We start from the raw sequence: 26,632 nt of genomic DNA on the forward strand, positions 1-26,632 counted from the left end.
ATCAACTGCCGAAATCGCTTTCCTTATGGATCACGTCGTGGGCACCGCCTTCCACGATGCTGGTCGGCGACACCACCACCAGCCTGGCCTTGTGCGACAGCTGGTCCAGGGTAAGTGCCCCGCAGGCGCACATGGTGGCCTTGATTTTGGCCAAGGTGGTCGGGACGTTGTCGGCCAGTTTCCCCGCGTAGGGAACGTAGGAGTCGACGCCTTCCTCAAAGAGCATCTGTCCCCTTCCGCCGTCCTCATAGCGCTGCCAGTTGCGCGCACGGTTGGAGCCTTCCCCCCAATACTCCTTGACATAGCTTCCGTTGAAAAGGATCCTGCGGGTCGGGCTTTCATCGAAGCGGGCAAAATACCTGCCCAGCATCAGAAAGTCCGCTCCCATGGCCAGAGCCAGAACCATGTGATAGTCATGGACGATCCCGCCGTCTGAACACAGCGGAATGTAGATCCCTGTCTCTTCTTCCCAGCGGTCACGCGCTTTTGCGACATCCATCAGGGCGGATGCCTGCCCCCTGCCGATTCCCTTTTGTTCGCGGGTGATGCAAATGGATCCGCCGCCAATTCCAACTTTAATGAAAGAGGCGCCCGCTTCCGCCAAAAAACGGAAACCGTCCTCGTCGACCACATTGCCGGCACCCAGGGGCAGGTCGGGCCCATATTGCCGGCGGATAAAGTCGATCGTGTCCTTTTGCCAGTCGGAGAAACCGTCGGAGGAATCGATGCAGAGGACATCACATCCGGCGTCCAGCAGGGCGGGGACCCGGTCTTTATAATCGTGGGTATTGATCCCCGCGCCGACCAGGAGACGTTTTTGCGCGTCCAGCATCTCCCCCGGATTTTCTTTATGGGCATCGTAGTCCTTGCGGAAAACAAGCGAAACCAGGCGGCCCTCTCCATCCAGGATGGGCAGCTGATTGAGTTTGTGGTCCCAGATAATGTCGTTAGCCTCACTCAGGCTGATCCCCTCACGTCCGTAGACAATCTCCTCCAGGGGCGTCATGAAGTCCTTAATGGGGGTTTGGGGATCCAGTCTGGAAACGCGGTAATCACGGCTGGTCACGATCCCGACAAGTTTACCGGTTGCCGTCCCGTCATCTGTAATGGGAACAGTGGAGTGGCCCGTTTTCTTTTTCAACCGGACAATATCAGCAAGCTTGTCATCCGGCCTGAGGTTGCTGTCACTTGGCACAAAGCCCGCCTTGAATTTTTTGACCCGCCTGACCATCTCGCATTGCTGCTCAATCGGCTGGGAGCCGAAAATAAAGGAAAGCCCGCCTTCACGGGCGAGCGCCACTGCCATCCGGTCCCCCGACACCGACTGCATAATGGCGGAAACAAGCGGGATGCTCAAGGTGATGGGACAATCCTCTGCCTCCTTCTTGTAGCGCACGAGAGGCGTCGCAAGCTGCACCCGGTCGGGGATGCATTCACGGCTGGTCCGGTTGGGCACCAGGAGGTATTCACTGAAGGTGCGGGACAGTTCGGGGATAAGCTCTGCCATCTAGCTCACTCCTTTCTTGCGGGCGATTGCCTTTTCGATCAGGGCCAAAAAAAGCGGATGCGGCCGGGTCGGCCGCGACTTGAATTCGGGATGATAGAGAGTCCCGACAAAAAACGGATGACCGGGCCACTCAACGGCCTCAACCAGGCGGCCATCAGGCGACATGCCTGAGTAGCGCAGTCCTGTTGAAGCCAGGACTCCCGAGAAAGCAGGATTGAATTCCCTGCGGTGGTGATGCCGTTCGGATGTTTCCAGGCGGCCATAGATCGAAGCCAGCAAAGATTCATCTTCGATCACCAGTGGATAGGCGCCCTTTCGCATGGGCCGTTCACAGAAGGGAATCCGGTCGACACCGCTTGCGGGCTCCGTCAATCCCGCATAGTAGAAAACATCGCGGCAGTCCGGTCCGTATTCATCGGTGTGTGCGTCTGCGATGCCGGCCACATGACGTGCAATGTCGATCACCGCCATCTGCATGCCCAGGCCGATTCCCAAAAAGGGGAGATTCCGCTCACGGGCGCTCCGGCTGGCTTCAATCATTCCCTCCATGCCTCGGGGTCCGAAACCTCCCGGAACCACCACCGCACAGGACGATCCAAGCCTGGCGTCCACCTCTGCAGGAGAAAGCCCTTCCAGCTCCTCACTTGCCACCCAGTCGATGACGGGTTCAACGCCCAGGGCGATCCCCGCATGGTCGAGCGCTTCGATCACGCTGTAATAGGCATCCTGCAATTCCGTATACTTGCCGACCAGGGCAATGTCCAGTTTTTCGCGCGGTTCCCTGGCTTTTTCAACCAGGAGTTTCCAATCATCCAGAAAGGGCTCGGGGCGGTCGAGCCCCAGACGTTCACAGACAACACGGGCGAAGCCCTCATTCTCGAAGATCAGCGGCAGCTCATAAACCGAGCTGCAGTCAACGTTTTGGATGACTGAATCCATGCGCACGTTGCAAAAGAGTGCCAGTTTTTCACGAATGACCTCATCAAGCGGCAGCTCCGTCCGGCAAACCAGGATATCGGGCTGGATCCCATAGGATAAAAGTTTTTGCACACTGTGCTGGGTCGGTTTTGTTTTAATCTCACCCGGTTTTTTTACATAGGGCAGCAAGGTGACATGGATGAAGAGGCAGTTGCCCCTCCCCGCCTCATAGCTGACCTGCCGGATGGCTTCAATGAAGGGCTGGCCCTCCATGTCGCCGACGGTTCCGCCAATTTCGGAGATAACCACATCCACCTGGCCTTCTTCCGATACCTTATAGATATGATCCTTGATTTCATTGATGATGTGAGGCACCACCTGGACCGTGCCGCCGTAATAGCCGCCTGACCGCTCCCGGTTAATGACATTGAGGTAGACCCGGCCCGAGGTGATGTCGCTTTCACTGGTCAGGTCAACATCGGTGAAGCGCTCGTAATGGCCGATGTCCAGATCAGTCTCCGCCCCGTCCTCGGTCACGAAAATTTCCCCGTGCTGGGTGGGGCTCATCAGGGACGGGTCGACATTGATGTAGGGATCAAACTTCTGGATGCGGACACTCAATCCCCTGGCGATCAGGAGCCGGCCCAGGGCAGCCGCCGTGATTCCCTTGCCCAGCCCGGACACAACACCGCCCGTCACAAAAATATACTTGGTCGCCATCTGTAACCCCTTATTCCCAGCACCTGACCTTTGGCGCCTGACCCGATTATCTTCTAATCACTATATCACGACTCAGAAAAAGGAACCGCCCCAAAATAGAGGCGGTTCCGGGTCAAGTGACCCATTTTCAAAGGCTTCCCGTCAGCTCTCTTCAACCTTTCTCCGGCTGGTCAGAAGCAGGAGGGCCGCGACCGCGAAGAAGAGGACTCCGGAAACCAGGTAGACGGCAGTTTCACCTGTCGGAACCGCCGGTTCAACTTCAGACAGGTTTCTGACCTTGATGCGGCCGTCGGTCCCATAGGTGAATCCCTCAGCTCCGGCAGCTTTGGTCAGGGCCTTGATCTCATCGATAAAGGCTTCCAGCATGAGGCCGTGGAGCAGGACCTGTTCGGCTCCCTCAAACATGGTATAGTTGTCGCCTCCCACGGCCATGAAGTCATTGGTGGCCAGGGTGTAGGTCTTTTTCAGGTCAATGGGCGTGCCGCCCACCTTGACGTCAGCGATCCCCTTGAAAGCTTCCTTGTCTCCCAGGCCCTCGGTCTCAATCACAAAGGTCAGGCCCGACACCTGGGGAAAGCCGCCCATGGGCGCGGGGTAACCCCCGGCTCCGTGTTTCAGGGCGTCAACGATCTGCTGACCGGTCACCCTGATGACCGTAATCAGGTTGCCGAAGGGAAGCACCGAGACCGCATCGCCGAAAGTGATCTCTCCCGGTTCGATATTGGCCCGGATTCCGCCGCCATTGGTCAGGGCCACATCAGCACCGGTGGCCTTGCGAAGTGAATCGGCGACCAGGTTGCCCAGATTGGTCTCCTGGACCCGTACCAGCTGAACATTCTCCTTGCCCCGGAAGTCTCCGGACTGGACCAGCTTGGTAGCCGTCTTGCCGATTACCTTGCCCAGCTCCGCCGCGTTGGCGTCGTTAAAGGCCTTGATCTTGGCCAGGATGGCGGGATCCCCCTCCAGACCACGCACGTCCTTGAAGGTAATGTGCTCGGGGGTAAATCTGATTTCACCGGCATCAAACTCAACCAAGATCCTGCCGATTTGTTCAAAATACTTGCCTGCCTGGACAACCAGAACCTCTTTGTCCTCCTTGTCCTTGATCTTCATCTTGTAATCCGCTGTATGGCTGTGACCGTCGATGACCAGATCAAGCCCTTTCAGTTTGGGCAGAAGCGTGGTGGTCCGGATGGGTGAACTCATATCCACACCCAGGTGGCCCATCATGATGACCACTTCCGCAGGCGGCAGGCCGTCAATCACGGCCTGAATCTTGGCGGCAAAGGCATCCAGGTCCTGTTCGCTGTCACCGGCGCCAAAGGACACACCCTTGGTATAGTTGGGGTGGGCCTTGTATTTGGTCTCGGGAGTGGTAACCCCGAAAACGATCACCTTACGGCCGGCAACATCGAATTCTTTGACGTTGACGCCAAAGAAAGGCAGGCCCGAATCGGTCTTGGTCACATTGGCGCCCATAATGGGAAAGCCTGCAGCAGCCGCTTGAGTCTCCAGCTCCTTGAGCTGGACGGCGCCGTAGTCAAACTCATGGTTACCACAGGTCATGGCATCCACACCCACCATCCCCATCAGCTCGATCATGCTTTCACCCGAGCTGAACTGGGCAAAAAGGGTGCCGTGGACCGCATCGCCGGCATCCAGGACAATGACTTCATCGTAGTCAATGTTACCCCTATCCACATCAATGATCTTCTTGTAGCGGGCGTAGCCGATATTGCCCTTTTCGTTAAGGTTCCCGTCCTTATCCTTTTCGGGAGTCCCCTCGGCCCGGCCGTGGATGTCATTGGTGTGGTAAATGATGAACTGTGCATCCGCGGCAAAGACATTGACCGGCAACAGGATGACCATCAGGGCAATGACCAGGAAGGCGACCGTCACCTTACGTATGATCTTCATAAGCTTCCTCCTCTAAACTTTCTGTCCTCAATGGAATAAACGTTGACCATATGTTACCAGAGCTTCACAAAATTTGCACATAAATCACACCGATTTGCATCCATTCGATGTGACAGCGCACAAAAGCAGAATGATGCTAGGCGGCGTCCTTCTCAACAGCCATGATTGCTGAGGTTTCTTCCTGCGGCATGATTCTCGCGGAAAGCCGTCGGAAGAGGAAGGCCGCCATCAGGGCCGCACCCAGATCTGAAATGACGTAGGAGTACCAGACGTAGTCCAGGTGCCAGACCGCAAACAAGCGGGCCAGCGGCAGTAGCAGGACCAGCTGTCTGAAGATTGAGATGAAGAGGCTGTAAGTTCCCCTGCCCAGGGCCTGGAAGGAGATGGACAGAATAATAGCAATTCCCGCGAATAGGAAACAGATGGAAATATTGCGGAAGGCGGGAATTCCCATTTCATACATTTCCTCCGTGGCGTTGAAGGCACCAAGGAGAAGCCGCGGAATCAATTGGAATACCACCGTTGAAAATGACATCATGCCTGCCATCAGAATCATGCCGCTTTTCAGGGTCTGGCGGACACGGTCAAAACGTTTGGCCCCGTAATTGTAGGCCATCAGCGGCAACATGCCCTGGCCGATGCCGAAAACCGGCATGAAGACAAAGGATTCAAGTTTCAGGTAGACGCCCAGAACCGTGATGGCGATCTCCGAAAAAGGCAGGATGATCATGTTGAAGACCATGCCGACCATGGCCGTCACGGACTGCATGACCAGGGAAGGCAGGCCGACTCGGTAAATGGCGGCCAGGATGTGTTTCTGGAAGCGAAAGCCCCGAAGTCTGACCTTGATCACTTTCTCCCTGTGGAGCAGCAGGTGGACCCCCGCACCCCCGGCAATGATCTGGGAAACAACCGTCGCGACGGCAGCGCCACGGACCCCCATGGCCGGCAGGCCAAACCAGCCGAAGATCAGGATGGGGTCAAGCGCAATATTCAGGACCGCCCCCGTCAGCTGGATGAACATGGCACGTGTCATATTCCCGGTCGCCTGGAAAATCTTCTCACTGTGGATCTGCCAGAAGAGACCAATGGAGCCGACGGTGACAATCCTCAGATAAGCGATGCCGCTGCTGATTACCTCTCCGTGATTGGAAAACCAATTAACCACCACAGGGGCCATGAGGGAACCGGTAACCAGGAAGAAGAGCCAGTTGACAAAAGACAGGGCCAGTCCGTGTGAAGCCGCGGCACTTGCCGTTTCAGGGTCTTCTGCCCCCAGCCTGCGGGCGACATAGGAATTGACCCCTACGGAAGTGCCGACGGCGAAGGCGATCATAAGCTGCTGAACCGGGAAAATAATGCTGACCGACCGAAGCGCAATCTCGGAGACGGCACTGACAAAGAGGCTGTCAACGATGTTGTAAAGCGACATGATGAGCATGGAGAACATGGCCGGTCCCGACATGCGTATCAGCAGGGGAAAGACTTTCGCCTCCGCCATCCGTCTTGTTTTGTCTATCTGTTTGTCAGCCACCCGTTCATTAAACCATAAATGATTTACAATGGACACCCGAAGGTGAGGTGGTTTCTGTGTGCGGACGTTACTATATTGAACTGAGCGACCCCGAACTTGAGCGGATCGCCAGGCAGGTGGAAAAGTCTCTGAGCGGCCCCGATCTTCCCCGCAAACTGAAAACTCAGGGGGAAATCTTCCCCTCCGACCTGGTCCCGGTTCAAACAGGTCCGGGCAGCTACCAGGCCATGACATGGGGTTTCAAGGGCTACCAAAACCGGCCGGTCATTAATGCCCGAAGTGAAACGGCCCTGGAAAAACCCATGTTCAGGGATTCCATGCAATTCCGTCGCTGCCTGATCCCAGCGAGCGGCTACTATGAATGGCAGCCTTCTGACGGCCGCAAGCTGCGTTACAAGTTTTTCCTCCCCCAGGGGCCGCTTTTCCTGGCGGGATGCTACCGCCAGGAAAAGGACAACCCGCTCCCCTCATTTGTGATCCTGACCCGTGATGCCGCACCCGGATTCGCTTTCATTCACAACCGTATGCCGGTGATTATTCCAAGGGACCGGACCGGGCCCTGGCTGACGGAGAGCCCGGAGACCATGAAAGAGCCACTCCTGGACCTGCTGTTCCAAGAAGCAGCCGGCATATGATAAACTGGTGCCCGGCACGGAGATGTACCGAAGTGGTCGTAACGGGGCGCTCTCGAAAAGCGTTTGCCGGGTGACCGGCACGTGGGTTCGAATCCCACCATCTCCGCCAGACAAAGACTCCGTTACATGAGTAAGCGTGATGGAGTCTTTGTTTTTGCCATGCCTTGATCTCCCGCCCTTCTTCCCTCTCCGACAAACTCAAGTCCGTTACCGGCCAGCTGGGGCAGTTTCGTGTTGCAGTTTCGCGAAATTGTGATTTTCTGTTATTTTATCAATTAATCGCAAGGGGCATGATGATGACAATACATCAATTTTGATGTATACTTTCATCAGAGAAAAGCATGGATGAATGTTCATACATACAAAACCGATGGTGGTAAATACTTGATAAGAGATTATTTGGATAAACTCGACACGATCGAATCCGCTGAAGGCTATTTCATCCTGGCAGAACTTGAAAAACGGGGAATTGATTTTTAGCTTCAATCAACACGAAACAAATAGAAGGCAAATTGTGGGAGATTAAATTTAGAAGACACAATCGGATTTTTTATGTTATGTTCGATCAAGACAATCTCTACCTTCTGCATGCTTGTAAAAAACAAAAAGGTAAAGCAGAACAGCATGATTTGAATAAGGCAAGAAGCAGGGCCAGAAAAATCGATAGAAAGGATTGATTGCAATGAGTTTTGAGAAAATTATTGTCAAGGATCTGGTCGCAGAAAAGCGAAAAGATCCCAATTTTGATAAAGCGTACGCAAAAATTGAACAAGAATACAGTTTGATCGACAAAATTGTTCAAGAAAGAAAGCGGAAAAAGATTACGCAAGAGAAGTTGGCTGCCATGACCGGTATCTCACAGCAATCAATTTCACGGCTGGAAAGAGAAAAACATATTCCTCAAATCGATACTTTGATGAAACTCCTGGATGGTTTGGACCTGAAGTTGACCATCGTTTCAAAATAGCTGCAACCTCCACTTAAAGTCGCTGCCGGCGATACTTGAGGACGGATGTAAGTGAAAGATTAAGATTTGGAAGTTGGGCAAAATCCAAGTTCCGCCGGAACGAAAACTTCATCTCCGCCGGACAAAAGCCGCCGTCAGGCGGTTTTTGTTTGACAAGCTCTCGCTGGCCCGATTGACAGAGGACGGCAAAGGGCCTATATTGGGTCACAACAACTGAATAAGCTGAATAAACCGTTGACGCGGAAGTAAAGGTGTATGTGCGGTCACAGAGAGCGGGGCAAGGTGGAAGCCCGCACCAGGCAGTACATCAAATGGACCGCTGAGGGCGTGGTCAAAGGAAAACCCCGTTTTCCGAGTATTCCACGACGTGAGGCATACGTAAGTTGCCGGGGATATGATGGTATCCCGCAAAGCGCACGGGACAGCCCGTGAAACAAGGTGGCACCGCGGATGAAATTCACCCGTCCTTGACTGGCAATCAGTCAAGGGCGGGTTTTCTTTTGACCCGACAGAATTGGAAAAGGAAAGAAGATGAAGATACGGCTCCTGCTTTTCCGGCTCCACAAGCGATGGTGATGCATCCACGCACATGAATGACCACTGTAACTGCATGGAAAGTGAGGAAAACAAAGTGATACGAAATGGCTATTTTGGCACCTTCGGCGGTCGGTTCATCCCGGAGCTGCTGATGAACGAAATCAGGGACTTGGAAGATGCCTACGAAAAATGCAGGAATGACACCGGTTTCCAATCCGAGTTGTCCGTCCTGCTCGAAAATTGCGCCGGCCGGCCATCGCGGCTCTATCTGGCCAAAAAGATTACAGAGGACCTGGGTGGGGCAAAAATTTACCTCAAACGCGAAGATCTGAACCACACGGGATCTCACAAAATCAATAATGTGCTGGGTCAGGCCCTGATCGCGGTCAGAATGGGAAAAAAGCGCCTGATCGCGGAGACAGGCGCCGGCCAGCACGGCGTGGCAACGGCGACTGCAGCAGCCCTGATGGGCCTTGACTGTGAAATTTTCATGGGCAGGGAAGATCTTGACCGGCAGCGCTTGAATGTCTATCGGATGGAGCTTCTCGGCGCCCGGGTCCACGCGGTCGAAACCGGAACCCGTGTCCTCAAGGACGCCGTCAATGCGGCCCTTCACGCCTGGGCGGGTCGGACAGCGGACAGCTATTATCTTTTGGGATCGGTAGTCGGCCCCCACCCCTACCCGGCCATGGTGCGGGACTTTCAAAGTGTCATCGGCCGGGAAGCGCGACAGCAAATACTCGAACTGGAAGGCCGTCTGCCCCAGGTCCTTGTCGCCTGTTGCGGCGGCGGCAGCAATGCCATGGGCCTCTTTCACCCCTTTATCCCTGACAGGGGTGTCCGGCTGCTGGGCTGCGAAGCCGCCGGGCGGGGCATTGGTACCGGCCAGCACGCTGCCAGCCTGACTGCAGGGCGGCCGGGAATCTTTCACGGCATGAAATCATATTTCTGCCAGGATGATCAGGGCCGGATCGCCCCGGTCTATTCCATTTCCGCCGGCCTGGACTATCCGGGAATCGGTCCTGAACACGCCTGGCTCAAGGAAACGGGACGTGCCGATTACGTGGCTGTCACAGATGAAGAAGCCGTCAGGGCTTTTGAATACCTGTCACGCCTTGAAGGAATCATCCCGGCCATGGAAAGCGCCCACGCCATCGCGCAAGTCATGAAAATCGCTCCCGACATGGATAAGGAAGCCCTGATTATTGCCAATCTGTCCGGGCGGGGCGACAAAGACGTCGAGGCCATGGCCTCATACAGGAGGAGGAAGATACATGAATCGAATTGAAAAAACGTTCATTGGGAACAAGGCCTTGATCGCCTTTCTGATGGGAGGTGACCCCTCCCCGGCGTCAAGCGAATCGTTCGCCCTCTCCATGCTTGAGGCCGGCGCGGACATGATCATGGTGGGGATCCCCTTTTCCGATCCCGCTGCCGAAGGGCCGGCCGGACAGGCAGCCCACCTGCGTGCGATCGCCTCGGGCGCAAAAACCGGGGACCTGATCCGGCTGGCCGGAAGAATCCGGAGAAAAACAGATCGACCCATCCTTTTGCAAAGTTACCTGAACCCGCTCTTCTGCTACGGCTATCAGGCCTTCTTTTCCGATTGTGAAGAAGCAGGCCTTGATGGTCTGGTCATCCTGGATCTGCCCCATGAGGAAAGGGCTGAAGTTCTGCCCTTTGCAAAGCAGCACAAGATCGCCCTCATCTCCGTGCTGGCCCCGTCTTTAGGGCGGCGGGCCAGGGACATTGTCCGGGATGCGGAAGGCTTTGTCTATGTGAAGACACCGGTAAATCCTGGGGAGGCAGTTCATTTCCTTGAAGAGGCTGCCCGCCTGATCAGCCTCCCGGCCGTCACCGATTTACCCGGAAACCAGGAAAAGCAGGCGGCTTGCCTCGTACAGGCAGCTGACGGCATCATCTTCAGCGCCCTGGAACTGATCGGAACCTGCGGGGACCGGGCAGGCCACCCTCTTTCCAGAACTGTCAACAGGCTGAAAAGAGCAGGTGGCCTCTGACCTGGACAAGGGGGAAGCAGTCCGCCTCCCCCTTGTTGTATTTATGCAACTTTATGGTCTAAGCAATCTGTAATGCTGTGTGTTTCGTTGAATTTGCATTCACTCACTATACAAGCCTGTCAATTAAGTCTATGATCGAACTTAAAATACTCAAAGAAGGAGGAACAGATCATGAAAAGAGCGTTACGCATTTTCGCCGTCCTGCTGATGACCACTTTGGCCATCATCTCAATGGGCTGTGCCGTAAAAAACGGCACTGCAAACCCCACAGAAGGGAGCGGCCGCTTTTACCGGGTCGGTATTTCACAGCTGATCCAGCACAAAGCACTCGATGCAGCGACACAAGGTTTTAAAGATGCCCTCACAGAAGAACTGGGGGATCGGGTGAGCTTTGACTTTCAAAACGCTCAAGGCGATCCCGGCACCTGCGCTTCCATCGCCAACGGATTTGTCGCCTCCAAGGTTGATTTAATCATGGCCAACGCAACCGCGGCTCTGCAGGCGGCGGCTGCCGCAACCGCGGATATCCCCATCCTGGGCACCTCCATCACGGAGTACGGGGTCGCCCTGGGCATCCAGGACTTCAAGGGTACCGTAGGAGGCAACATCTCGGGCACCTCGGATCTGGCGCCCCTGGATCAGCAGGCTGCCATGTTCCGCGAACTTTTCCCGGACCTTTCATCCATTGGCCTGCTTTACTGTTCCGGAGAACCCAACTCGCTCTACCAGGTCCAGGTCATCCGGGACCTGCTGGAGGCGGACGGCTGCAAGGTCGCCCTCTTCCCTTTCACCGATTCAAACGACCTGTCCAGCGTCACCATGACGGCCGTCAGCCAGGTGGAAGCCCTCTACCTTCCGACTGACAATACCGTGGCGTCCAATGCGGGTATCATCGACAACATCTGCCGGCCGGCCAGGCTGCCGGTCATCGCCGGTGAAAAGGGCATCTGCTCTGCGTGCGGCGCGGCCACCCTGTCCATCGACTACTATGATCTCGGTTTTGCCACCGGGGAAATGGCCGCCAGGATTTTGACCGGCCAGGCCGAAATAGGGAAGATGCCGGTCGAATACGCCCCCCGCTTTACCAAGCTGTACAACCGGGAGATCTGTGAGGAACTCGGCCTGGTCATGCCTGAAGAATACGAGGCAATCACGGATTAACCCCCGCGATTGAACCAAGCCATGAATTTAAGTTTCTCCAATCTCCTGGATCAGCTTCCGGGCGCTCTGGCACAGGGTATGATCTGGGGCATCCTGGCCATCGGCGTTTACATCACCTACAAGGTCCTGGATATGGCCGACCTGACCGTGGACGGCTCCTTCTGCACGGGAGGAGCTGTCCTGGCAGTCCTGCTGGTCCAAGGCTGGGGCCTCTGGCCGGCGCTGGCCCTGGCTGTCCTGGCGGGCGCGCTGGCGGGCCTTGTCACCGGCATCTTTCATGTTTTGTTCGGGATTTCACCCCTGCTGGCCGGCATCCTGACCCAGATCGGCCTTTGGGCCGTCAACCTGTCCGTCATGGGAAAGCCCAACCTGGCCCTCAACGTAAATCATTTCCGCCTGCTGGTCTCCCTGCGCTACCTGCAGGAAGTGATCAAGGGCGAGCGTGCCTTCCATGGATCGCCCCTTTTCGTTGCCGCCCTCTTTCTCCTGGCCCTGATTGCCCTGCTCTACTGGTTTTTCGGAACTGAATTCGGCACAGGGATCCGGGCCACGGGCGCCAACATCAGCATGGCCAAAGCCCAGGGCATTTCGACCGGATTTGCCAAAATTGCAGGCCTCATGCTGTCCAACAGCCTGGTGGCCCTGTCAGGCGCCCTCCTGACCCAGTATCAGGGATTTGCTGACATCAACATGGGCCGGGGGGCCATCATCATCGGTCTGGCAGCCGTTATCATCGGCGAGGTGCTTCTATCCAGGGTCTTTCGGAATTTCGCTCTTCGCCTGCTCAGCTCATCCATGGGAGCAGTCATCTACTTTGCTGTCATTCAGTCTGTACTATGGCTCCGGCTGGATCCCAATTACCTGAAGCTGCTCACGGCGGTGGTTGTCGCGGTTTTCCTGGCCCTGCCGCACTGGAAAAGCAGGCTTGCGCAGCTGTCGGCCTGGCGGAAGGGAGGCGGAGACCATGCTTGAGATCTGTCGTGTCAGTAAAACCTTCAACCGGAATACAGTCAATGAGAGCAAGGCCCTGATCGGGCTCAGCCTTTCGATTGATGAGGGCGATTTCGTCACCGTCATCGGCGGCAACGGCTCCGGCAAATCCACCATGCTCAACGCCGTCGCGGGTGTCCTGCCTGTCGACTGCGGGCGGATATTCATCGGCGGAACGGACGTGACCCGGCTGCCCGAACACAAGCGGGCCCCTTATATCGGCCGGGTCTTCCAGGATCCCATGATGGGGACGGCAGCCGGTATGAGCATCGAGGAAAATCTGGCCCTGGCCAAACGCCGGGGACAGCCTCGGGGACTCCGCTGGGGGCTTCCCAAAGCGGAGCGTGCCTTTTACCGGGAGAAATTGAAAGAGCTTGAACTGGGCCTGGAAAACAGACTTTCCGTCAAAGCAGGCCTGCTGTCAGGCGGACAAAGGCAGGCCCTGACCCTGCTCATGGCCACCCTCAAGAAGCCACGACTCCTGCTCCTGGATGAGCATACGGCAGCCCTGGATCCCAAAACGGCAAAAACCGTCCTGGAGCTTACAGAAAAGATGGTGGCCCGCCATGCCGTCACCACCCTGATGGTGACCCACAACATGAAGGATGCCATCGCCTTCGGGAACCGCCTGATCATGTTCCAGGAGGGCCGGGTGGTCATCGATGTGAAAGGTGAGGCCAAGAAGCAGCTGACCGTGGAAAAGCTGCTGGCCATGTTTGAAAGCATCAGTGCTTATGGGGATTTTGACGACAAGCTGCTCCTGGCCTGATCCAAGCCTTCATTTCCCGCCTGCCCGGGGGCCCCATAGGAGGGATCCAGCTCCTTGAGCTCCCGGAAGGTGTCAAGCTCAACCAGGTCGTCAAAGCCGCATTCCCGGATGTCGATCTCGAACTCCTCCGGGAAATAGTTGAGGGCGACGGCATCCCAGAAGCGTTCCCTGCCGCCGGGCATGCCGTAGACGTCCTGGATCCGCCCGGCCAGGCGGGCGCCGTCAGCGTCAGTCCAGTAGGAGATGCCGAACATGTGGTGGCAGTTCCGGCCGCCCAGGGTGAGGTCGGTGATCCGGCGGTCACGGCTTGTGAAGCACCAGTCGTCGGTCCGTTCCACCGGAACGCCCAGGTAGTTTGACCGGTACTGGTAGGGGGTAATGAGGCCGGGATTTTGCAAAAAGAGATCGGCTTCGAGCACATAGGCCGATTGCAGATGGCAGCGGGCACACATGAGTGAGGAAATATTGTTGGTTTCGTTGTAGGCCGGATTTTCAAGAAATTCGATCTGGGGGTACTTGTATAGGAGCTGGTCGAATTGTTCGGCCAGATAGCCGCGGACGATATAAATTTCTTCGATGCCCGCACCGGTCACCGCATCCAGCAGGGTGTCAATGATCCGCACCCCCTTGACCCGTATCAGTGGCTTGGGGGTGTTGAGGGTGATGGGTACCATGCGGGCGCCGAAGCCGGCGGCCAGGAAGATGGCTCTTTTTGCCCGGTGCGGCTCCAGGGCCTCCCTCCCCGCCTCCGTGACGGCGCCCTGCCGGATCCATCCATGAGCAGAGAGCTCGCCCAGGGCCCGGTTGACGCTGCCCAGCGACCAGCCTGTCGCCCCGGCCAGTTCTCTTTGGGTGACGCTCCCCCTGCCCTGGATCAGGCGGGCGAGCAAATCAAACTGCAGACGGGTCAGCTTCATGCCATTCCCCTTCCTATTCTCTTTTTATTCCAGGCGAAAAGACCCCGGACAACCAGGTTGACCGTCAGGATAAGCAGGGCGATGAAAGCCGCGCATTCCAGCATCATCTGGGCTTCAAAGCTGGTGATCATGAGAGACAGGGGCCGGGTGCCGGCTGTCGCCAGGAAGGCCACCGCCGAGATGGTCATCATGGAATTGACAAAAAAGTAGGTGAACATCTCCCCCAGGGTGCCGGCAGTCTGCGGGATGATCACATCCCGGATCACGCTGAACCTGCTGACGCCCAGGGTCTGGCCGGCGGCCTCCAGGTGCTGGTTGATCTTGGAAAGTGTGTTGTAGATCATCAGGTAGGGGGAGGCAAAAAAGTGGACCAGGTTGACCAGGATGAGGATGGCCAGGGTGCCGTAGATCAGGCTGCCCTTGAAGAAGAGAACGTAGGACAGGCCCAGCACGATGCCCGGGATGGCCAGGGAGGTCAGGGAGGCCAGGTGGAGCAGCTTGGACAGGCGGCCCCGGCTGCGGGCGGTCAGGTAGGCGGCAGCAAAGGTCAGCACCAGGCCAGTCAGGCTGGTAAAAAGGGCGATCAGGAGCGAGTGACCCAGGTTGGCGCCGGCGCTCATCTGGAAAGTCCGGCGGACATTGTCCAGGGATAGGCGCATGTCGGCAGGATATTTCCGGACCAGGGTCAAGAGCAGGAAGGCCCCGATGGGGAGCGCAACCCCCAGGCTGACCAAGGCAGATAAAAGATAGGCCAATCCGTCCCGGACCCGGTTTCGCGTGATACGAAAAGGTTTGCTGACAAAGGACTGGATGCCCCGGTCCCGGTTGAGGACATCCAGCAGGAAAGCAATCACCGCCGGTGTCAGAAGCACCAGGCCGATCGCGCTGCCTTTGCCGAAATCGAGCAGACCGATCACATCCTGGTACATCATGACCGGCAGGGTCCTGTACTGGCCCCCGATCATGAGCGGGACCCCGTAATCAATGATGATCAGGGTAAAGATGGCAAAGACCGTTGAGGTCAGAGGCCTTCGCAGATAGGGAACCGTGATGGAGGTGAACTGCCATCCCCTGGGAATGCCCAGCACCTCCGCAGCCTCATAGGGCGTGCTGTCCTCATAGCGGAGAATGTCCGACAGCATGAGGAAGGCGACCGGGAAGGAGTAGATGACGGAGCCTGTTACGATTCCCCAGAAACCGTAAACGCTGCCCTTCAGTCCCAGCCAATTGGTCAGAATCCCATTGGCCCCGAAGAGGACGACCAGGCCCATGCCGTGCGAAATCGAGGGAATCAGCATGGGCAGGGTAAAAAGCAGGGTAAAAAAACCTTTGAAGCGGATTCCGCTCCGTTCCACCAACCAGGCCAGAGCGGCGGCAAGCGCGACCGAAATAAGGGTCGATACAGTGGTCACCACCAGCGAATTTTTGAGGGCGTTCAAAAACTGTCCGGATGCCAGGAGGGCCCTGATGTCAATGCCTGCCATATGGGCCAGCATGCGGATCAGGGGCAGAAAAACGGAGAAGGCAAAAAAAGCCAGGAGCAGGTATTTTACGCCGGTCAGGCCCTTGCTGCCCTTCATGTCTCCTCCCTCGCGTAACGGATCAGCGATTCAATCTTGAGCCGGATGTTATGGATGACGAAACTGCGGATGTAGTCATTGGCCGGGTGATCCATCAGGTTTTGCGGTGTATCCAGCTGCTGGATCCGCCCCTCATGCATGACCATGATACGGTCGCTCATGGCGAAAGCCTCCTCCTGGTCATGCGTCACGTAAAGAATGGTGGAACCAAACTCCCTTTGGATGCCCAGGATCTCCGAACGGAGCGCCAGCCGGGTTTCCACATCCAGGGCGCTCATGGGTTCGTCCATCAGGATGATGTCCGGATTCATGGCCAGGGTCCGGGCCAATGCCACCCGCTGCTGCTGGCCGCCGGACAGGGCGTGCGGCTTCTTGTCCATGTGATCCGTCAGACCGACGCGGCCGATCAGGCGGAGGGCCGTTTCCCGGGCCAGGATCCTATCCCCGCTCTGTTTTTTCAGGGCATATTCCACATTGCCCAGCGCGGTCATATTGCCGAAAAGGGCGTAATTCTGAAAGACCATGCCCATCTTTCGCTGGGCCGGCGCCAGGCGGGTGATCTCTTTTCCGTCCTTGATGATCCGGCCGCTTTCGGCCTCTTCCAGTCCCAGCAGGATGCGCAGCAAGGTGGTCTTGCCGCAGCCCGACGGGCCCAGGATGGCCAGGAATTCCCCTTCCTCCACCGCAAAGGAGATATCCCGCAGGACCTTGTTGGGCCCGAATTTTTTGCTTATCTTTTCCAGTACCAGCTTGTGTTTCGGCATCAGTGGTCCCATTTTTCCAGCAAGCGGGCCTTCTCCTGCGGGGAATCATTTGACATATCAGCGTAGGGAATGGGGTCCGGATAGTTGTCGATCACAAAATCGCGGTCCTTGAAAATCTTCTCGGGGAAAAACAGTTCCTTGTCTTCGATGATCAGCTTATGGAGAAAGAACTCAAACACCTCCCTGACAGCGGGCCGCTCCTCCTTGCCCTTGATCATGGCGATGCCGTAGAGGGAATAGGGCGAGCCCTCCTCGAAAAAATAAATCTCCAGCCCGGCGCCTTTGCTGATCTCCGTGACTGTCTGCGCCGTCATGGCCAGGCCGATGGCCGCCTCACCCTGAACCAGGGCATTGACCGGGCCGGAACCGGAAGAGGTGTATTGGAGGATGTTGGGGGTCAGGGCCTCAAAATACTCAAAAGCCCGGTCCTCCCCCCAGGCATTGACCAGGGACTTCAAAAACATGTAGCCGGTCCCGGAGGCCTTGGGGTTGGGCATGGAGACCAGCCCCCTGTACTCCTCCCTGACCAGGTCCTGATAATTTTGCGGCAGGGGCAGCCCCCGCTCATCAAGAATCTGCCGGTTGACGGCGATGCAGCCGCCATTCCTCAATTCGGGGAGATACTTTCTGCTTTCGGGGATCAGTTCATCCAGATAAGGGGAGGTGTCATAGGCGGACAGGTCGGCGAAAAGCCCCTCCAGGCTGCCCAGGTAGCCGTAATCCAGTTCAAAGGAAATATCGCATGCCGTGTCAAGACCTTCCGCTTCTAGCTTGGCCGCGTGGGTTCCCGTTGGAAGATACTCCAAAACGACTTCGTAGTCCGGGAACTCTTCTTTCAGCCGCTTGTGGAAGTATTCGACGCGGTACTCCTCGGCGCTCAGGTAGACAAGGACTTTCTCCTTTTTTTCTTTGGCACAGCCGGCAGCCAGAACCAGGAAACTGATCGCAAGGATTAAAGAAATCAATTTTCTCACAGCAGGACCCCCTGTTACAATACTTCTCAGATACGGTCATTCTTGAACACCATCGCCAGGAATAGACAAGATTCCGCCATCAATTCGTTCAATTATTCTACACCATTTCCCCTTTTTCGGACAGGCCCTGCCGGACCCCGCTGCTCGGAATCCCTGCCGGCTGTCCTTGTGCTAAGATGACTGACAGGCTGATTGGCCCTTTTATCTTTTTGGACAAGGCGGATTGAATGAAAATTATCAACACATTGCTCGGTCTGCCGCTTGGCTATCTCATGTACCTCTGCCTGCTCCTGGTCCGAAATTACGGTGCCGCCATCATCCTCTTCACCCTGCTGACCAAGCTCCTCATGTTTCCCCTGTCTTTGAGTTCCCAAAAAAATGCCCTGATCATGGCAAAAATCCAGCCGGCTCTGGACGACGTCAAGCAACGGAACAGGGGCAAGAGCACCCTGATGATCGAAGAGCAGCGGGCACTTTTCAAGGCTGAGGGCTACAGCACCCTGAAAAGCCTGCTGCCGCTCCTGGCCCAGATCCCCTTGATCCTGGGCCTGATCAACGTCATCTACCACCCCCTCCAGCATCTGCTTCATCTGGATGCCGCTGCCATCAGCTCTCTCCTTGACAGGACTGCTGACCTGCTGGGCACCACCGCCGCCCGCCTGGGGACAGGCGGACAGCTCAAAGTCATGGAAACAGTCCAGGCCAGCCCCCGGCTTTTTGCCGGAATGGAAGGTGTCGGATCCATCCTGGACCTGGACACCTGGTTCCTTGGAACCCAGCTGACCCACTTGCCGGCTTTTGGTTCAATCACCCTCATCTATCCCGCCCTGTCGGGGCTCAGCGCCTTGGCGCTGGCGGCTTACCAGAACAAGCACTACATCCTCCAACTGACACAGGGCCCGGTCCGCAAGTGGCTGACCGCCGCCTTTCTTGTCGCCTTTTCGGTCTTCTTCGCTGCCATTCTGCCGGCCGGCATCGGCCTTTACTGGATCACAGGCAACCTGCTCTCCATCCCTGTTCTGGCCGCCTGCAACCGGATCCATGATCCCCGGCCCTATCTGGATCGTCTGCAGCGCGCTTCCAAAGTCAGGCTCAGCCGGCAGGAGCGGGCCGCCGCCCGCGCCCTGGCAAGGGGAAAAAGGCGGCGCCAGAAAATGGATAAAAAACGCTTTGCCGCCTGCCCGGGCAAGCAGCTTGTCTTCTACTCGGAAGGCAGCGGCTTTTACAAATATTTCCAGGGTTTTATGGATTTCGTCCTGGATCATTCCGACCTGACCATCCATTATGTGACCAGTGACTTCCATGACCGGATTTTTCAAAACACCCATCCCCGCATCCAAAGCTATTACATCGGCCCCATCGCCCTGATCCAGTTCATGATGAAGATGGATGCCGATATGGTGGTCATGACAACACCAGATCTGGAAACCTATCACATCAAGCGTTCCCTGGTCCGCAAAGACGTCGAATACATCTTCATCGACCATGGCATGGCCAGTTACCATCTCATGTACCGGAAAGGGGCCCTGGACCATTTTGACACCATTTTCTGCTATGGGCCAAGCAACATCAGGGAGGTCCGCGAAACGGAAAAACTCTACGGCCTGCCCCCCAAGAATCTTGTCAAGACGGGCTTCCCCCTGCTCGACTCCATGCTGCGGGAAGTTGAAGCGCTGGGCGAGATCCGAAACCAGCCCAGGATTATCCTGATCGCCCCCTCCTGGCAAAAAGACAACATCCTGGAATCCTGCCTGGAGGAAACTCTCAAACCCCTGCTGGCAACAGGCTACCGGATCGTTGTACGTCCCCATCCGGAATTTGTCAAACGCTTTCCGGCCAAGATCCGGGCCATCCAGGACCGCTACGCAGGCCTGCCGGACGACAGGCTTGAAATCCAGACCGATTTCTCCTCCAGTGAAACAGTTTATACAGCTGATCTGGTGATCACCGACTGGTCCTCCATCGCCCAGGAATTTTCCTACGCGACCAAAAAACCTTCGCTTTTCATCAACACCCCCATGAAAATCCTCAACCCCGAATACGACCGGATCCCCATTGTGCCACTGGATATTTCACTTCGCGATCAGATCGGCCTTTCTGTCGATCCCGACCAGCTTGACCGGCTGCCACAAATGATTGAAAGGCTTTTCCGTGAAAAAGATCGTTACGCTCAGCGGATCAGCGAGATCGTATCCCGTAACATCTTTGACCTGGGAGACGGCGCGCGGGGCGGCGGCAGCTACATGATCCGGAAACTGGAAATGAAACAGGAAGAAGAGAAATCACCGCCGGCTCATCAGCAGCCTGATATTGGGCAGGAGCAAGGCCGGGACACAGGCGCCCTGGAAAACCAGATCATGCGATTGGACCGGCTGCGTCAAGAGGGACGGCTGGGCGATCCCCGGCTGGAAGAGATCCTCAAGCAGCCCCTCTCCGACAGGGATCCGGCACTCAAGACCAGGGGCGATCTCCTGCTCCAGATCATGGAGGACCTCGAGTCCGCGGCCAGGGATGGAGAGGAGGGTCAGGCATGAGACGCAAAATCCCCGCCATCATCCTGCTGCTCACTGGTCTCTTCCTGGCCCGCAGCCAAACGGTCCAGGCTTACATTGACCCGGCCACCACCACCTACCTGATTCAGATTGTCTCGGCCCTTGTCATTACCCTGGGCGTGACCGCCGGCATTTTTTTTAACCGGATCCGCCTCTTTTTCCTGAATTTCCGTGTCAGCCTTGGAAGACTCTGGATCAGGCTTTTCGCAAAAAGAGACCGGCTGCCTGTCCCTGCGGACCGGACGCTGCGGACAGGAGCCAATGAAAAAATCGACAAGGTCAGCTTCCTGTGGGCCGACCGGCGCTCTTTCCGGGAGCGGCTGCTGTCCGCCCTCCCGGCCGCAGCCAGTCTTTGCTTTACCTTTTTCGTCTTCGGCATCTTCGAGCTTTACGCGGGCAATCTGGAAGATATGACCTTTTCCTTTGGCAGTCTTGTCGGCCCCTTGATCCTGATCGCCTCCGCGGGGACTGTCCTGATCGCTTTGGCATCCGCCCTCCTCCGGGGCCGGCTCTTTGATCTGACCCTGTCCCTGCTTCTTGGTTTGGGTCTTTCCCTTTATGTCCAGGCGAATTTCCTGAATGCGGGTCTGGGCAGGCTGACCGGAGACGCGGTTGCCTGGGAGGAAGTTACGGGTAAGATGGCGGCCAACCTTACTCTCTGGACCTTACTCATCCTGCTGCCACTTCTGGTCAGATTCCTTAGCGGGAAAACCTGGCGGCGCCTTGCCTTTATCCTCCCCCTGATTCTGGTGGGCACCCAGCTGATCACGGCCATTTTCTCTTATGCGGGGGAGCCCGGCCTGCGAAAGGACAGGTCTGACAGCTACCTGTCCAGGCAGGGAATTTATGAAGTTGCTGACGGCAACAACATCATTGTCTTCATTCTGGACCGCCTGGACAACCGCTTTCTGGACCTGGTCGAAAGCGACGACCCTCATTTCTTTGACCGTCTGGACGGTTTCACACGTTTTACCAACAACACCTCACGTTACAGCCAGACCTTTCCCTCCGTCACCGAATCGCTGACGGGCGTCCCCTACGACTTCAAGGAAGGCTACAGAGATTACTTAAAAAGAGCCTGGCGGGAGGGAAGCTTTATCCCCGGCCTCAAGGAGGCGGGTTTTACCTGCAAACTCTATCTGACACCCAGCCAGGCCTACGATGAGGCCCGTGACCTGTCACTGCTGGCGGACAATCTGGCCAAAGGCAGACCCGAGATCGACACAAGAAAGCTGCTGGCCAGCTTGATCCGGCTGAATGCCTATCGCTCAGTTCCCCTGGCTCTCAAACCTTTCTACTGGACAGGCAGTCAGGAATTTTCCCAGCTGACCCATGCCGCGCCTGGCCCCGCCCCCTACGAACTGGACGACCCGCTCTTCTATGACGGTCTCCTTAACCAGGGCCTGAAGGTCACGGCGGATAGCGGGAATTTCATATTCCTGCATCTGAACGGCTCCCACCCCCCTTTCACCATGGACGAACAGGCTCAAAGGGTGCAGGCCGGCAATTCTTCCTACCTGCTCCAGACCAAGGGCTGTTTCCACATCCTTTACGAATACCTGGACCAGCTCAAAGCCGTGAGGCAATACGCCGGCTCGACCATCATCATCACCGGTGACCACGGAGCCAGAAGCAGCGATGTCCTGCCGCCTGAAGCTGCCATGGTGACAGGACTCTTTGTGAAGCCCGCTGGCAGGGAGGGAAGTCCGCTTGAATTCAATGAGGCACCGGTCTCCTCCGACAATTTCCGGGCCACGGTCTGCCAGGCGGCCGGCCTGGATCAGGGCGCCTGTGGACCCGGCTACTTCGAGCTGGCCCCTGATCAGCAGCTGCCCCGCTACGTCTATCACCGCCTTTTCCCATCCGGAGGCAAGCCTGGCCGCCTTTTAATCTACCGGATTCTGGGGGATGCCGGGGATTTCAATAATTGGCAGCTGGCGGGTGAAGAAATCCTGCCCTAGAAATCAGTCCGGGAAAAACCACGGAAGCGGATCCTGCCTTTATTCATCAGAGGATTTTCGAAAGCGGTCGAAGAAATCTTGGGACAGGAGGGGGTTGGCTGCTACGCCTGACACCATTTCCCTGTAGCGGGCTGTGATGGCTTCCGCCAGGGGGAGCCCGGGGTAAATGGCATATTCGTGGAAAAAGGCATTGAGATCCGCCTTGGTATCGTAAATTTCATCCGCGATATCGGAGATAAAATAGCGGCTGTTGGGCAGGGCGATCCCTGAAATCAGGGGAACCCGGCTCCAAATGATCCGCCAGGGCCCCAAAGGGATGCCGGGCAGAGGCGAAACCCGCCGGTGTGTCCGCCGTTCGCTTTCGCGGACGAAACGGACGTCCTCCAGGATCATGCAAAGATCCGACAGGGCCTTTGATACAGAGGAGCGGGGGTAGGTGTACTGGAGGGTCAGCCAACCGCATAAATAAAGATAATGACAGGCCCTCAGCCGGATCAGGTTCTGCACCTGATCGGTTTCCTCCCGCCTTTTCAGAATCGAGAGTGAGGTAAAAAGAAGGCTGAGATCCCGGTAGCTGAGGCTGTCGGCAAAGGTCTTCAGCTCGGCCAGGGTCCGGATCTCTTTCAATTGGCCCAGCAGCCGGGACGAATCGGCCGGCAGCTGACTCTCAATCAGTTCCACCGGGAGCGGATGCAATTCCCGGCAGCCTTGGACGGCTTCCCTGAAAGACTTGTATTTGAGTGATTTCCTCCGCTTTCGCACTTCTTCAGGGTCCAGGTGCCTGGAACGGGCGGATCTGAGCAGGACGCCTGCCACCGGCGGTGAGAGCCGGCGGGCGGGCGGGCCTTCTCGATCAGCCTGGCGCTCGAGCAAAGCCATGACTTCCTTTTTTTCGGCCTTTTCGTGGGTCTCCCGTTTGATCCGGGGCGAGCGGATCCGGGCAAGGCGCGCATCTTCCCCTGAAGCGCCTTCCGGCTTTCGCATCCTGCCGTCTTTCTCTGAATGGTTTTCGTCCATGGCTGTCAGTCCCGGCCCCTATTGCCCCGGGCCGCCCCGGATTGCTGCAGGCAGCGCATCGATGGCGTCACGGATTTCAGCGGTTGTGAAGGTCAGCCGTTCCACGATTTCCGCCAGGCTGACATCGAATTCTTCCAGGGTTTTGGTGACAAAGCCGCTTGACTCCTTGGTAAAATTGATGGTATTGCCGGTGATCTGGCGGCCAAGTTCTTCCAGCGCCGCCAGTTGCTCATCCAGCCGTTCCAGAAGAATGGCCGCACTCTTGTTCTGCGAGGCTGACATGCGGACCGAGGCCTCGATGGTTTTCGCGCTCTCGACGATGCCCTCGCCCAGCCTGTCGGCGTGCAGACGTATCAGGTCGGACAGGCGGTCGATGTGGGAAACCAGATTCGTCTCCTGGCCGCTGTAAAGCGCCGTCATCTTTTCCGTGCTTGTCCCCATGATTTCCAAGTTGTCGCTGATAGCCGCCATTTCGTCAGCCATGTCATTTTTGGCCAGGGCCATCAGTCGCAGGGTCTCCTGGACGTCACGGACCACCTCCTGGCTTTCCAAGCGTGTCCGTTCCATGGTTGTGACCGATTCCTCCATCATCCTGGCACTGTTTTCAGCCACCTGGTAAAGGGTCTGGAGTTTATCCGGCAGGGACGACAGATGGACCGACAGGGCCTCAGCGACGGCCGAGGAAAAAGTTCCGGCCAGTTCAGTCATCCCCTTTTCCTGTTTTTCTGCCAGTGACCGTGCAAGCCCGGTCAGGGCATGGTTGGCTTCCTGGAGCGAAGGCGCCACTTCCTGGCTCATGATTTCCCGGACACTGATGCTGATGCCTTCTGCGAACTCACCCTTGGCCAATTCATTGGCCAGTTCGGAAAAGGCCTTGACTTCACCGCGCATTTTTTCCCCATAGCCAATCAATTCACTGACCAGGAGGGCAACGCCTGTTCGATCGGTAAAAACCGGCAGATAGCCTGACAGGGCAGTGACGACCCTGTCCCGTTCCTTATCCACATGACGTGCCGTACGGACGGCGTAGCCGTAGATGATGAGGGAAGCGGTCACCGAAAGAAGAAAGGCGGCCAGTGCCGGCGGGATGACCCGCCCGGTCATGTCCGCCATCATGGAGATGAGCAGGGCCAGCACCAGCCAGAGTGTCCCGACTGAAAAAGAGATCAGGGCGTAAAGCCTGCCGGCCGCCAGAAGCGGGGCTGGCTGCAACAAACCGCGTGCCTTCATAACAGGTTGGGGGTCGGGCAGGAGCCTTCCCTCAAAATTGGCCTGGCTGATCCGTCCCATCTCCTCCCCGAACAAGCGGAAATCCTCCCTTTCAGCGTTGGCAAAGACTTCCGCGACGGCATCAGCGGGAAGTGTCCCTCCCCTTTGCGCACTGGTCAGGATCATAACGGCCTCATCAGCCAGAACCGATCCGGAGCGGGTCAGACGGCGGTTTTTCAAAATTCCCGCTGCCAGGAGGGCAATCACCCCGGCGGCCACTATACCGGTTGCCACCATGATCACCATGAAAATGCTTGTGCTGTCCATAATAACCTCGTTTTTCACTTATCCTCACGCGTGAGCGCGAGTCCGATCAACTTTTCCAGCAATTCGCCATCCCTGTAGCCGGCCGCCCGGAACAGACGGGGGTACATGCTGATGCTGACAAAACCCGGAATCGTATTGATTTCGCTCAGCAAAAGGCGCTGGTCATCGGCCAGGAAAAAGTCGATCCTGGCCATGCCGTAACAGTCAATGGCCCGCCAGGCCTCTGCTGCCATCCGTTTCACCTGGCCGGCGGTCTGCGGGCTGATATCGGCCGGAATGATGAGCTGGGTGGTTGAGTGCTCCTCATATTTGGAATCATAATCGTAAAACTCCCGGTCGGGAACCACCTCCCCGATGGGGGAAAGTTCGGGATCCCCGTAACCGCCCAGCGCGGCAACTTCCAGTTCGCGGCCCTTGACTCCCTCCTCTATCAGGACTTTGCGGTCATGGGAAAAGGCGTGGCTCAGCGCCTCCTGCAGAAAGTCCCTTGACTGAACCCGGGAAATTCCCAAAGAAGAGCCGCCCCGTGCCGGCTTGGTGAAAAGCGGAAAGCGCAGTCCCTCAATAAGCCGGTCGATCGACCGCTCGTCCAGCTTTCGCCAGGTATCGCGGTCAAGTGAACGCCAGGGTGTATGCGCGATACCCATTTTCTCAAAGATGATATTGGCAAGGCTCTTGTCCATGGCCAGGGCGCTGGCGGCCATGCCGGCACCAACGAAGGGAATCCCCGCCAGTTCCAGCATGCCCTGGAGGGTTCCGTCCTCCCCCTTGGGTCCATGCAAAACGGGAAAGACACAGTCAGCGGCATAACTGACTGTCTGCCCCTCCCGGCTCAAAAAAAGGAAATGCTTGCCTGTATCCGGCACCAGGGTTGCCGGGAAAACAGGTCCCCGGTCGAACCAGCTGCCGTCCCGCATGGCTCCGGTCGGGCCGAAATAGGCGTACCAGCTGCCCGCCCGGGTAATGCCGACGGGCAGCGGGCGGTAACGGTCACTCTGACGGAGGGTGTCAATGATGAAGGCCGCAGACGAGCGCGAGACTTCGTGCTCCCCCGACCTTCCGCCGAAAAGAACAACCACATTCAGTTCAGATTCCATCGGGATCCCCGAGACTCTTCTTGTTGCGGGTGATGTTGACCAGGATGTCCGTCAGGTGATTTTCCAAATTGGTCATCATCTCCCGGGCGTAGTGAATGGCGGCCACCCGGATATCCGCCCCCTGGCGGGTCGCCTCGTCGATCAGGGCGGAAGCGTTGTTGATCGCCTGCTGGGTCACCTCATGCTCGTCGATCATCCGGGCCATCTGTGCCTCGGCGTCACGCATGATGGTGTCGGCCTCCCGCCTGGCCTGGTTAATCAGCTGCCTGTTTTGCTGCAGCACCCATTTGGCCCGGTCAAGTTCCTCCGGCAATCCTTCGCGGATCATGCGGACCAAAAAGAGCATTTCTTCCCGCTCGACCAGGCATTTATCAGAGAAGGGAAGGTTTTTGGCCTCCATCAATTCGGTTTCCAGCCGATCCAGCAGGGTCGCGGCATTCCTGTCATCCCGCTGGCGGGCGGGCCGTCGGTTTTCTTCCCTGGCCCTGTCATCCATCCGTCTGTTTGGGTTATCGTTCATGCGCCAACCTCCCGCTGTCACAAGCGCGCAGATCTCCGCGC

General features: G+C 56.9%; 21 protein-coding genes, 1 tRNA gene and 1 pseudogene. 11 read left to right on the forward strand and 12 right to left on the reverse strand.

Annotated features, from left to right (window positions below):
- Nucleotide 1: 1 nt before the first annotated feature.
- From GX839_03730 to GX839_03745, 4 genes are all read right to left on the reverse strand, one after another.
- Nucleotides 2-1,507, reverse strand: coding sequence for an IMP dehydrogenase (locus tag GX839_03730; GenBank protein NLB04571.1), 1,506 nt, complete (start codon nt 1,505-1,507; stop codon nt 2-4).
- The gene (locus GX839_03735) at nt 1,508-3,145 is read right to left on the reverse strand and encodes a CTP synthase (GenBank protein ID NLB04572.1); all 1,638 of its coding nucleotides are present in this window, start codon (nt 3,143-3,145) and stop codon (nt 1,508-1,510) included.
- 141 nt (nt 3,146-3,286) lie between these two features.
- Complete coding sequence (locus tag GX839_03740) at nt 3,287-5,062, reverse strand: hypothetical protein (GenBank protein ID NLB04573.1); 1,776 nt, start codon at nt 5,060-5,062, stop codon at nt 3,287-3,289.
- A gap of 136 nt (nt 5,063-5,198) precedes the next feature.
- Complete coding sequence (locus GX839_03745) at nt 5,199-6,632, reverse strand: MATE family efflux transporter (protein ID NLB04574.1); 1,434 nt, start codon at nt 6,630-6,632, stop codon at nt 5,199-5,201.
- A 20-nt stretch (nt 6,633-6,652) separates the two neighbouring features.
- Here GX839_03745 and GX839_03750 point away from each other — a divergent pair, with 20 nt between their 5' ends.
- The 9 genes and pseudogenes from GX839_03750 (at nt 6,653) to GX839_03790 (ending at nt 13,673) form a co-directional block, all read left to right on the forward strand.
- The gene (locus GX839_03750) at nt 6,653-7,231 is read left to right on the forward strand and encodes an SOS response-associated peptidase (GenBank protein ID NLB04575.1); all 579 of its coding nucleotides are present in this window, start codon (nt 6,653-6,655) and stop codon (nt 7,229-7,231) included.
- A gap of 18 nt (nt 7,232-7,249) precedes the next feature.
- A tRNA-Ser gene (locus GX839_03755) sits at nt 7,250-7,340 on the forward strand.
- 236 nt (nt 7,341-7,576) lie between these two features.
- A pseudogene (locus tag GX839_03760) lies at nt 7,577-7,908 on the forward strand (type II toxin-antitoxin system RelE/ParE family toxin).
- A 5-nt stretch (nt 7,909-7,913) separates the two neighbouring features.
- The gene (locus GX839_03765; protein NLB04576.1) at nt 7,914-8,198 is read left to right on the forward strand and encodes a helix-turn-helix transcriptional regulator; all 285 of its coding nucleotides are present in this window, start codon (nt 7,914-7,916) and stop codon (nt 8,196-8,198) included.
- Nucleotides 8,199-8,832: 634 nt separating this feature from the next.
- A complete protein-coding gene (gene trpB / locus GX839_03770; GenBank protein ID NLB04577.1) occupies nt 8,833-10,023 on the forward strand; it encodes a tryptophan synthase subunit beta in 1,191 nt (396 codons plus the stop codon).
- Nucleotides 10,010-10,753: a tryptophan synthase subunit alpha gene (gene trpA, locus GX839_03775; GenBank protein ID NLB04578.1), complete on the forward strand. Its 744-nt coding sequence runs from the start codon at nt 10,010-10,012 to the stop codon at nt 10,751-10,753. The genes trpB and trpA overlap by 14 nt, the downstream gene beginning before the upstream one ends.
- A gap of 171 nt (nt 10,754-10,924) precedes the next feature.
- Nucleotides 10,925-11,914, forward strand: coding sequence for an ABC transporter substrate-binding protein (locus GX839_03780; protein ID NLB04579.1), 990 nt, complete (start codon nt 10,925-10,927; stop codon nt 11,912-11,914).
- A gap of 21 nt (nt 11,915-11,935) precedes the next feature.
- A complete protein-coding gene (locus GX839_03785) occupies nt 11,936-12,886 on the forward strand; it encodes an ABC transporter permease (protein NLB04580.1) in 951 nt (316 codons plus the stop codon).
- On the forward strand, nt 12,879-13,673 hold the full coding sequence (locus GX839_03790; GenBank protein ID NLB04581.1) for an ABC transporter ATP-binding protein: 795 nt from the start codon (nt 12,879-12,881) through the stop codon (nt 13,671-13,673). Before GX839_03785 ends, GX839_03790 begins: the two co-directional genes overlap by 8 nt.
- Here the strand turns inward: GX839_03790 and GX839_03795 are convergent.
- Genes GX839_03795 through GX839_03810 form a run of 4 tightly spaced genes read right to left on the reverse strand, consistent with a single transcriptional unit; the run spans nt 13,637 to nt 17,908 of the window.
- Entirely contained in the window at nt 13,637-14,590 is a 954-nt protein-coding gene (locus tag GX839_03795; GenBank protein NLB04582.1) for an NTP transferase domain-containing protein, read from the reverse strand. The genes GX839_03790 and GX839_03795 overlap by 37 nt on opposite strands.
- Complete coding sequence (locus GX839_03800) at nt 14,587-16,170, reverse strand: ABC transporter permease subunit (protein NLB04583.1); 1,584 nt, start codon at nt 16,168-16,170, stop codon at nt 14,587-14,589. Before GX839_03800 ends, GX839_03795 begins: the two co-directional genes overlap by 4 nt.
- Nucleotides 16,167-16,946, reverse strand: a complete 780-nt coding sequence (locus tag GX839_03805; protein NLB04584.1) for an ABC transporter ATP-binding protein — start codon at nt 16,944-16,946, stop codon at nt 16,167-16,169. The genes GX839_03800 and GX839_03805 overlap by 4 nt, the downstream gene beginning before the upstream one ends.
- Nucleotides 16,934-17,908: an extracellular solute-binding protein gene (locus GX839_03810; GenBank protein NLB04585.1), complete on the reverse strand. Its 975-nt coding sequence runs from the start codon at nt 17,906-17,908 to the stop codon at nt 16,934-16,936. The genes GX839_03805 and GX839_03810 overlap by 13 nt, the downstream gene beginning before the upstream one ends.
- A gap of 227 nt (nt 17,909-18,135) precedes the next feature.
- Between GX839_03810 and yidC the strand changes: the two genes are divergently transcribed.
- Nucleotides 18,136-20,442, forward strand: coding sequence for a membrane protein insertase YidC (gene yidC / locus GX839_03815; protein ID NLB04586.1), 2,307 nt, complete (start codon nt 18,136-18,138; stop codon nt 20,440-20,442).
- Nucleotides 20,439-22,421: an LTA synthase family protein gene (locus GX839_03820; protein ID NLB04587.1), complete on the forward strand. Its 1,983-nt coding sequence runs from the start codon at nt 20,439-20,441 to the stop codon at nt 22,419-22,421. Before yidC ends, GX839_03820 begins: the two co-directional genes overlap by 4 nt.
- 39 nt (nt 22,422-22,460) lie before the next feature.
- On the opposite strand, the gene GX839_03825 is transcribed toward GX839_03820, so the two are convergent.
- The 4 genes from GX839_03825 to GX839_03840 are packed head-to-tail and all read right to left on the reverse strand — an operon-like array spanning nt 22,461 to nt 26,591.
- Complete coding sequence (locus GX839_03825; protein ID NLB04588.1) at nt 22,461-23,438, reverse strand: hypothetical protein; 978 nt, start codon at nt 23,436-23,438, stop codon at nt 22,461-22,463.
- Nucleotides 23,439-23,456: 18 nt separating this feature from the next.
- Nucleotides 23,457-24,974 (reverse strand): hypothetical protein, encoded by a 1,518-nt coding sequence (locus GX839_03830; GenBank protein NLB04589.1) that lies wholly within the window; start codon nt 24,972-24,974, stop codon nt 23,457-23,459.
- Between the two features lie 14 nt (nt 24,975-24,988).
- On the reverse strand, nt 24,989-26,071 hold the full coding sequence (locus GX839_03835; protein ID NLB04590.1) for a D-alanine--D-alanine ligase: 1,083 nt from the start codon (nt 26,069-26,071) through the stop codon (nt 24,989-24,991).
- The gene (locus GX839_03840) at nt 26,061-26,591 is read right to left on the reverse strand and encodes a hypothetical protein (protein NLB04591.1); all 531 of its coding nucleotides are present in this window, start codon (nt 26,589-26,591) and stop codon (nt 26,061-26,063) included. The genes GX839_03835 and GX839_03840 overlap by 11 nt, the downstream gene beginning before the upstream one ends.
- Between the last annotated feature and the right edge of the window lie 41 nt (nt 26,592-26,632).

Origin of the sequence: Fastidiosipila sp., from assembly GCA_012511175.1 — a bacterium.
Taxonomy (GTDB): Bacteria; Bacillota; Clostridia; order Saccharofermentanales; family DTU023; genus UBA4923.

Excerpts from the sequence above, each read along its gene's own strand:
- GX839_03730 (NLB04571.1), bottom strand. The coding sequence starts at position 1,507 with ATGGCAGAGCTTATCCCCGAACTGTCCCGCACCTTCAGTGAATACCTC.
- GX839_03735 (NLB04572.1), bottom strand. The coding sequence starts at position 3,145 with ATGGCGACCAAGTATATTTTTGTGACGGGCGGTGTTGTGTCCGGGCTG.
- GX839_03740 (NLB04573.1), bottom strand. The coding sequence starts at position 5,062 with ATGAAGATCATACGTAAGGTGACGGTCGCCTTCCTGGTCATTGCCCTG.
- GX839_03765 (NLB04576.1), top strand. The coding sequence starts at position 7,914 with ATGAGTTTTGAGAAAATTATTGTCAAGGATCTGGTCGCAGAAAAGCGA.
- trpA (NLB04578.1), top strand. The coding sequence starts at position 10,010 with ATGAATCGAATTGAAAAAACGTTCATTGGGAACAAGGCCTTGATCGCC.
- GX839_03780 (NLB04579.1), top strand. The coding sequence starts at position 10,925 with ATGAAAAGAGCGTTACGCATTTTCGCCGTCCTGCTGATGACCACTTTG.
- GX839_03785 (NLB04580.1), top strand. The coding sequence starts at position 11,936 with ATGAATTTAAGTTTCTCCAATCTCCTGGATCAGCTTCCGGGCGCTCTG.
- GX839_03790 (NLB04581.1), top strand. The coding sequence starts at position 12,879 with ATGCTTGAGATCTGTCGTGTCAGTAAAACCTTCAACCGGAATACAGTC.
- GX839_03795 (NLB04582.1), bottom strand. The coding sequence starts at position 14,590 with ATGAAGCTGACCCGTCTGCAGTTTGATTTGCTCGCCCGCCTGATCCAG.
- GX839_03800 (NLB04583.1), bottom strand. The coding sequence starts at position 16,170 with ATGAAGGGCAGCAAGGGCCTGACCGGCGTAAAATACCTGCTCCTGGCT.
- GX839_03805 (NLB04584.1), bottom strand. The coding sequence starts at position 16,946 with ATGGGACCACTGATGCCGAAACACAAGCTGGTACTGGAAAAGATAAGC.
- yidC (NLB04586.1), top strand. The coding sequence starts at position 18,136 with ATGAAAATTATCAACACATTGCTCGGTCTGCCGCTTGGCTATCTCATG.
- GX839_03820 (NLB04587.1), top strand. The coding sequence starts at position 20,439 with ATGAGACGCAAAATCCCCGCCATCATCCTGCTGCTCACTGGTCTCTTC.
- GX839_03825 (NLB04588.1), bottom strand. The coding sequence starts at position 23,438 with ATGGACGAAAACCATTCAGAGAAAGACGGCAGGATGCGAAAGCCGGAA.
- GX839_03830 (NLB04589.1), bottom strand. The coding sequence starts at position 24,974 with ATGGACAGCACAAGCATTTTCATGGTGATCATGGTGGCAACCGGTATA.
- GX839_03835 (NLB04590.1), bottom strand. The coding sequence starts at position 26,071 with ATGGAATCTGAACTGAATGTGGTTGTTCTTTTCGGCGGAAGGTCGGGG.
- GX839_03840 (NLB04591.1), bottom strand. The coding sequence starts at position 26,591 with ATGAACGATAACCCAAACAGACGGATGGATGACAGGGCCAGGGAAGAA.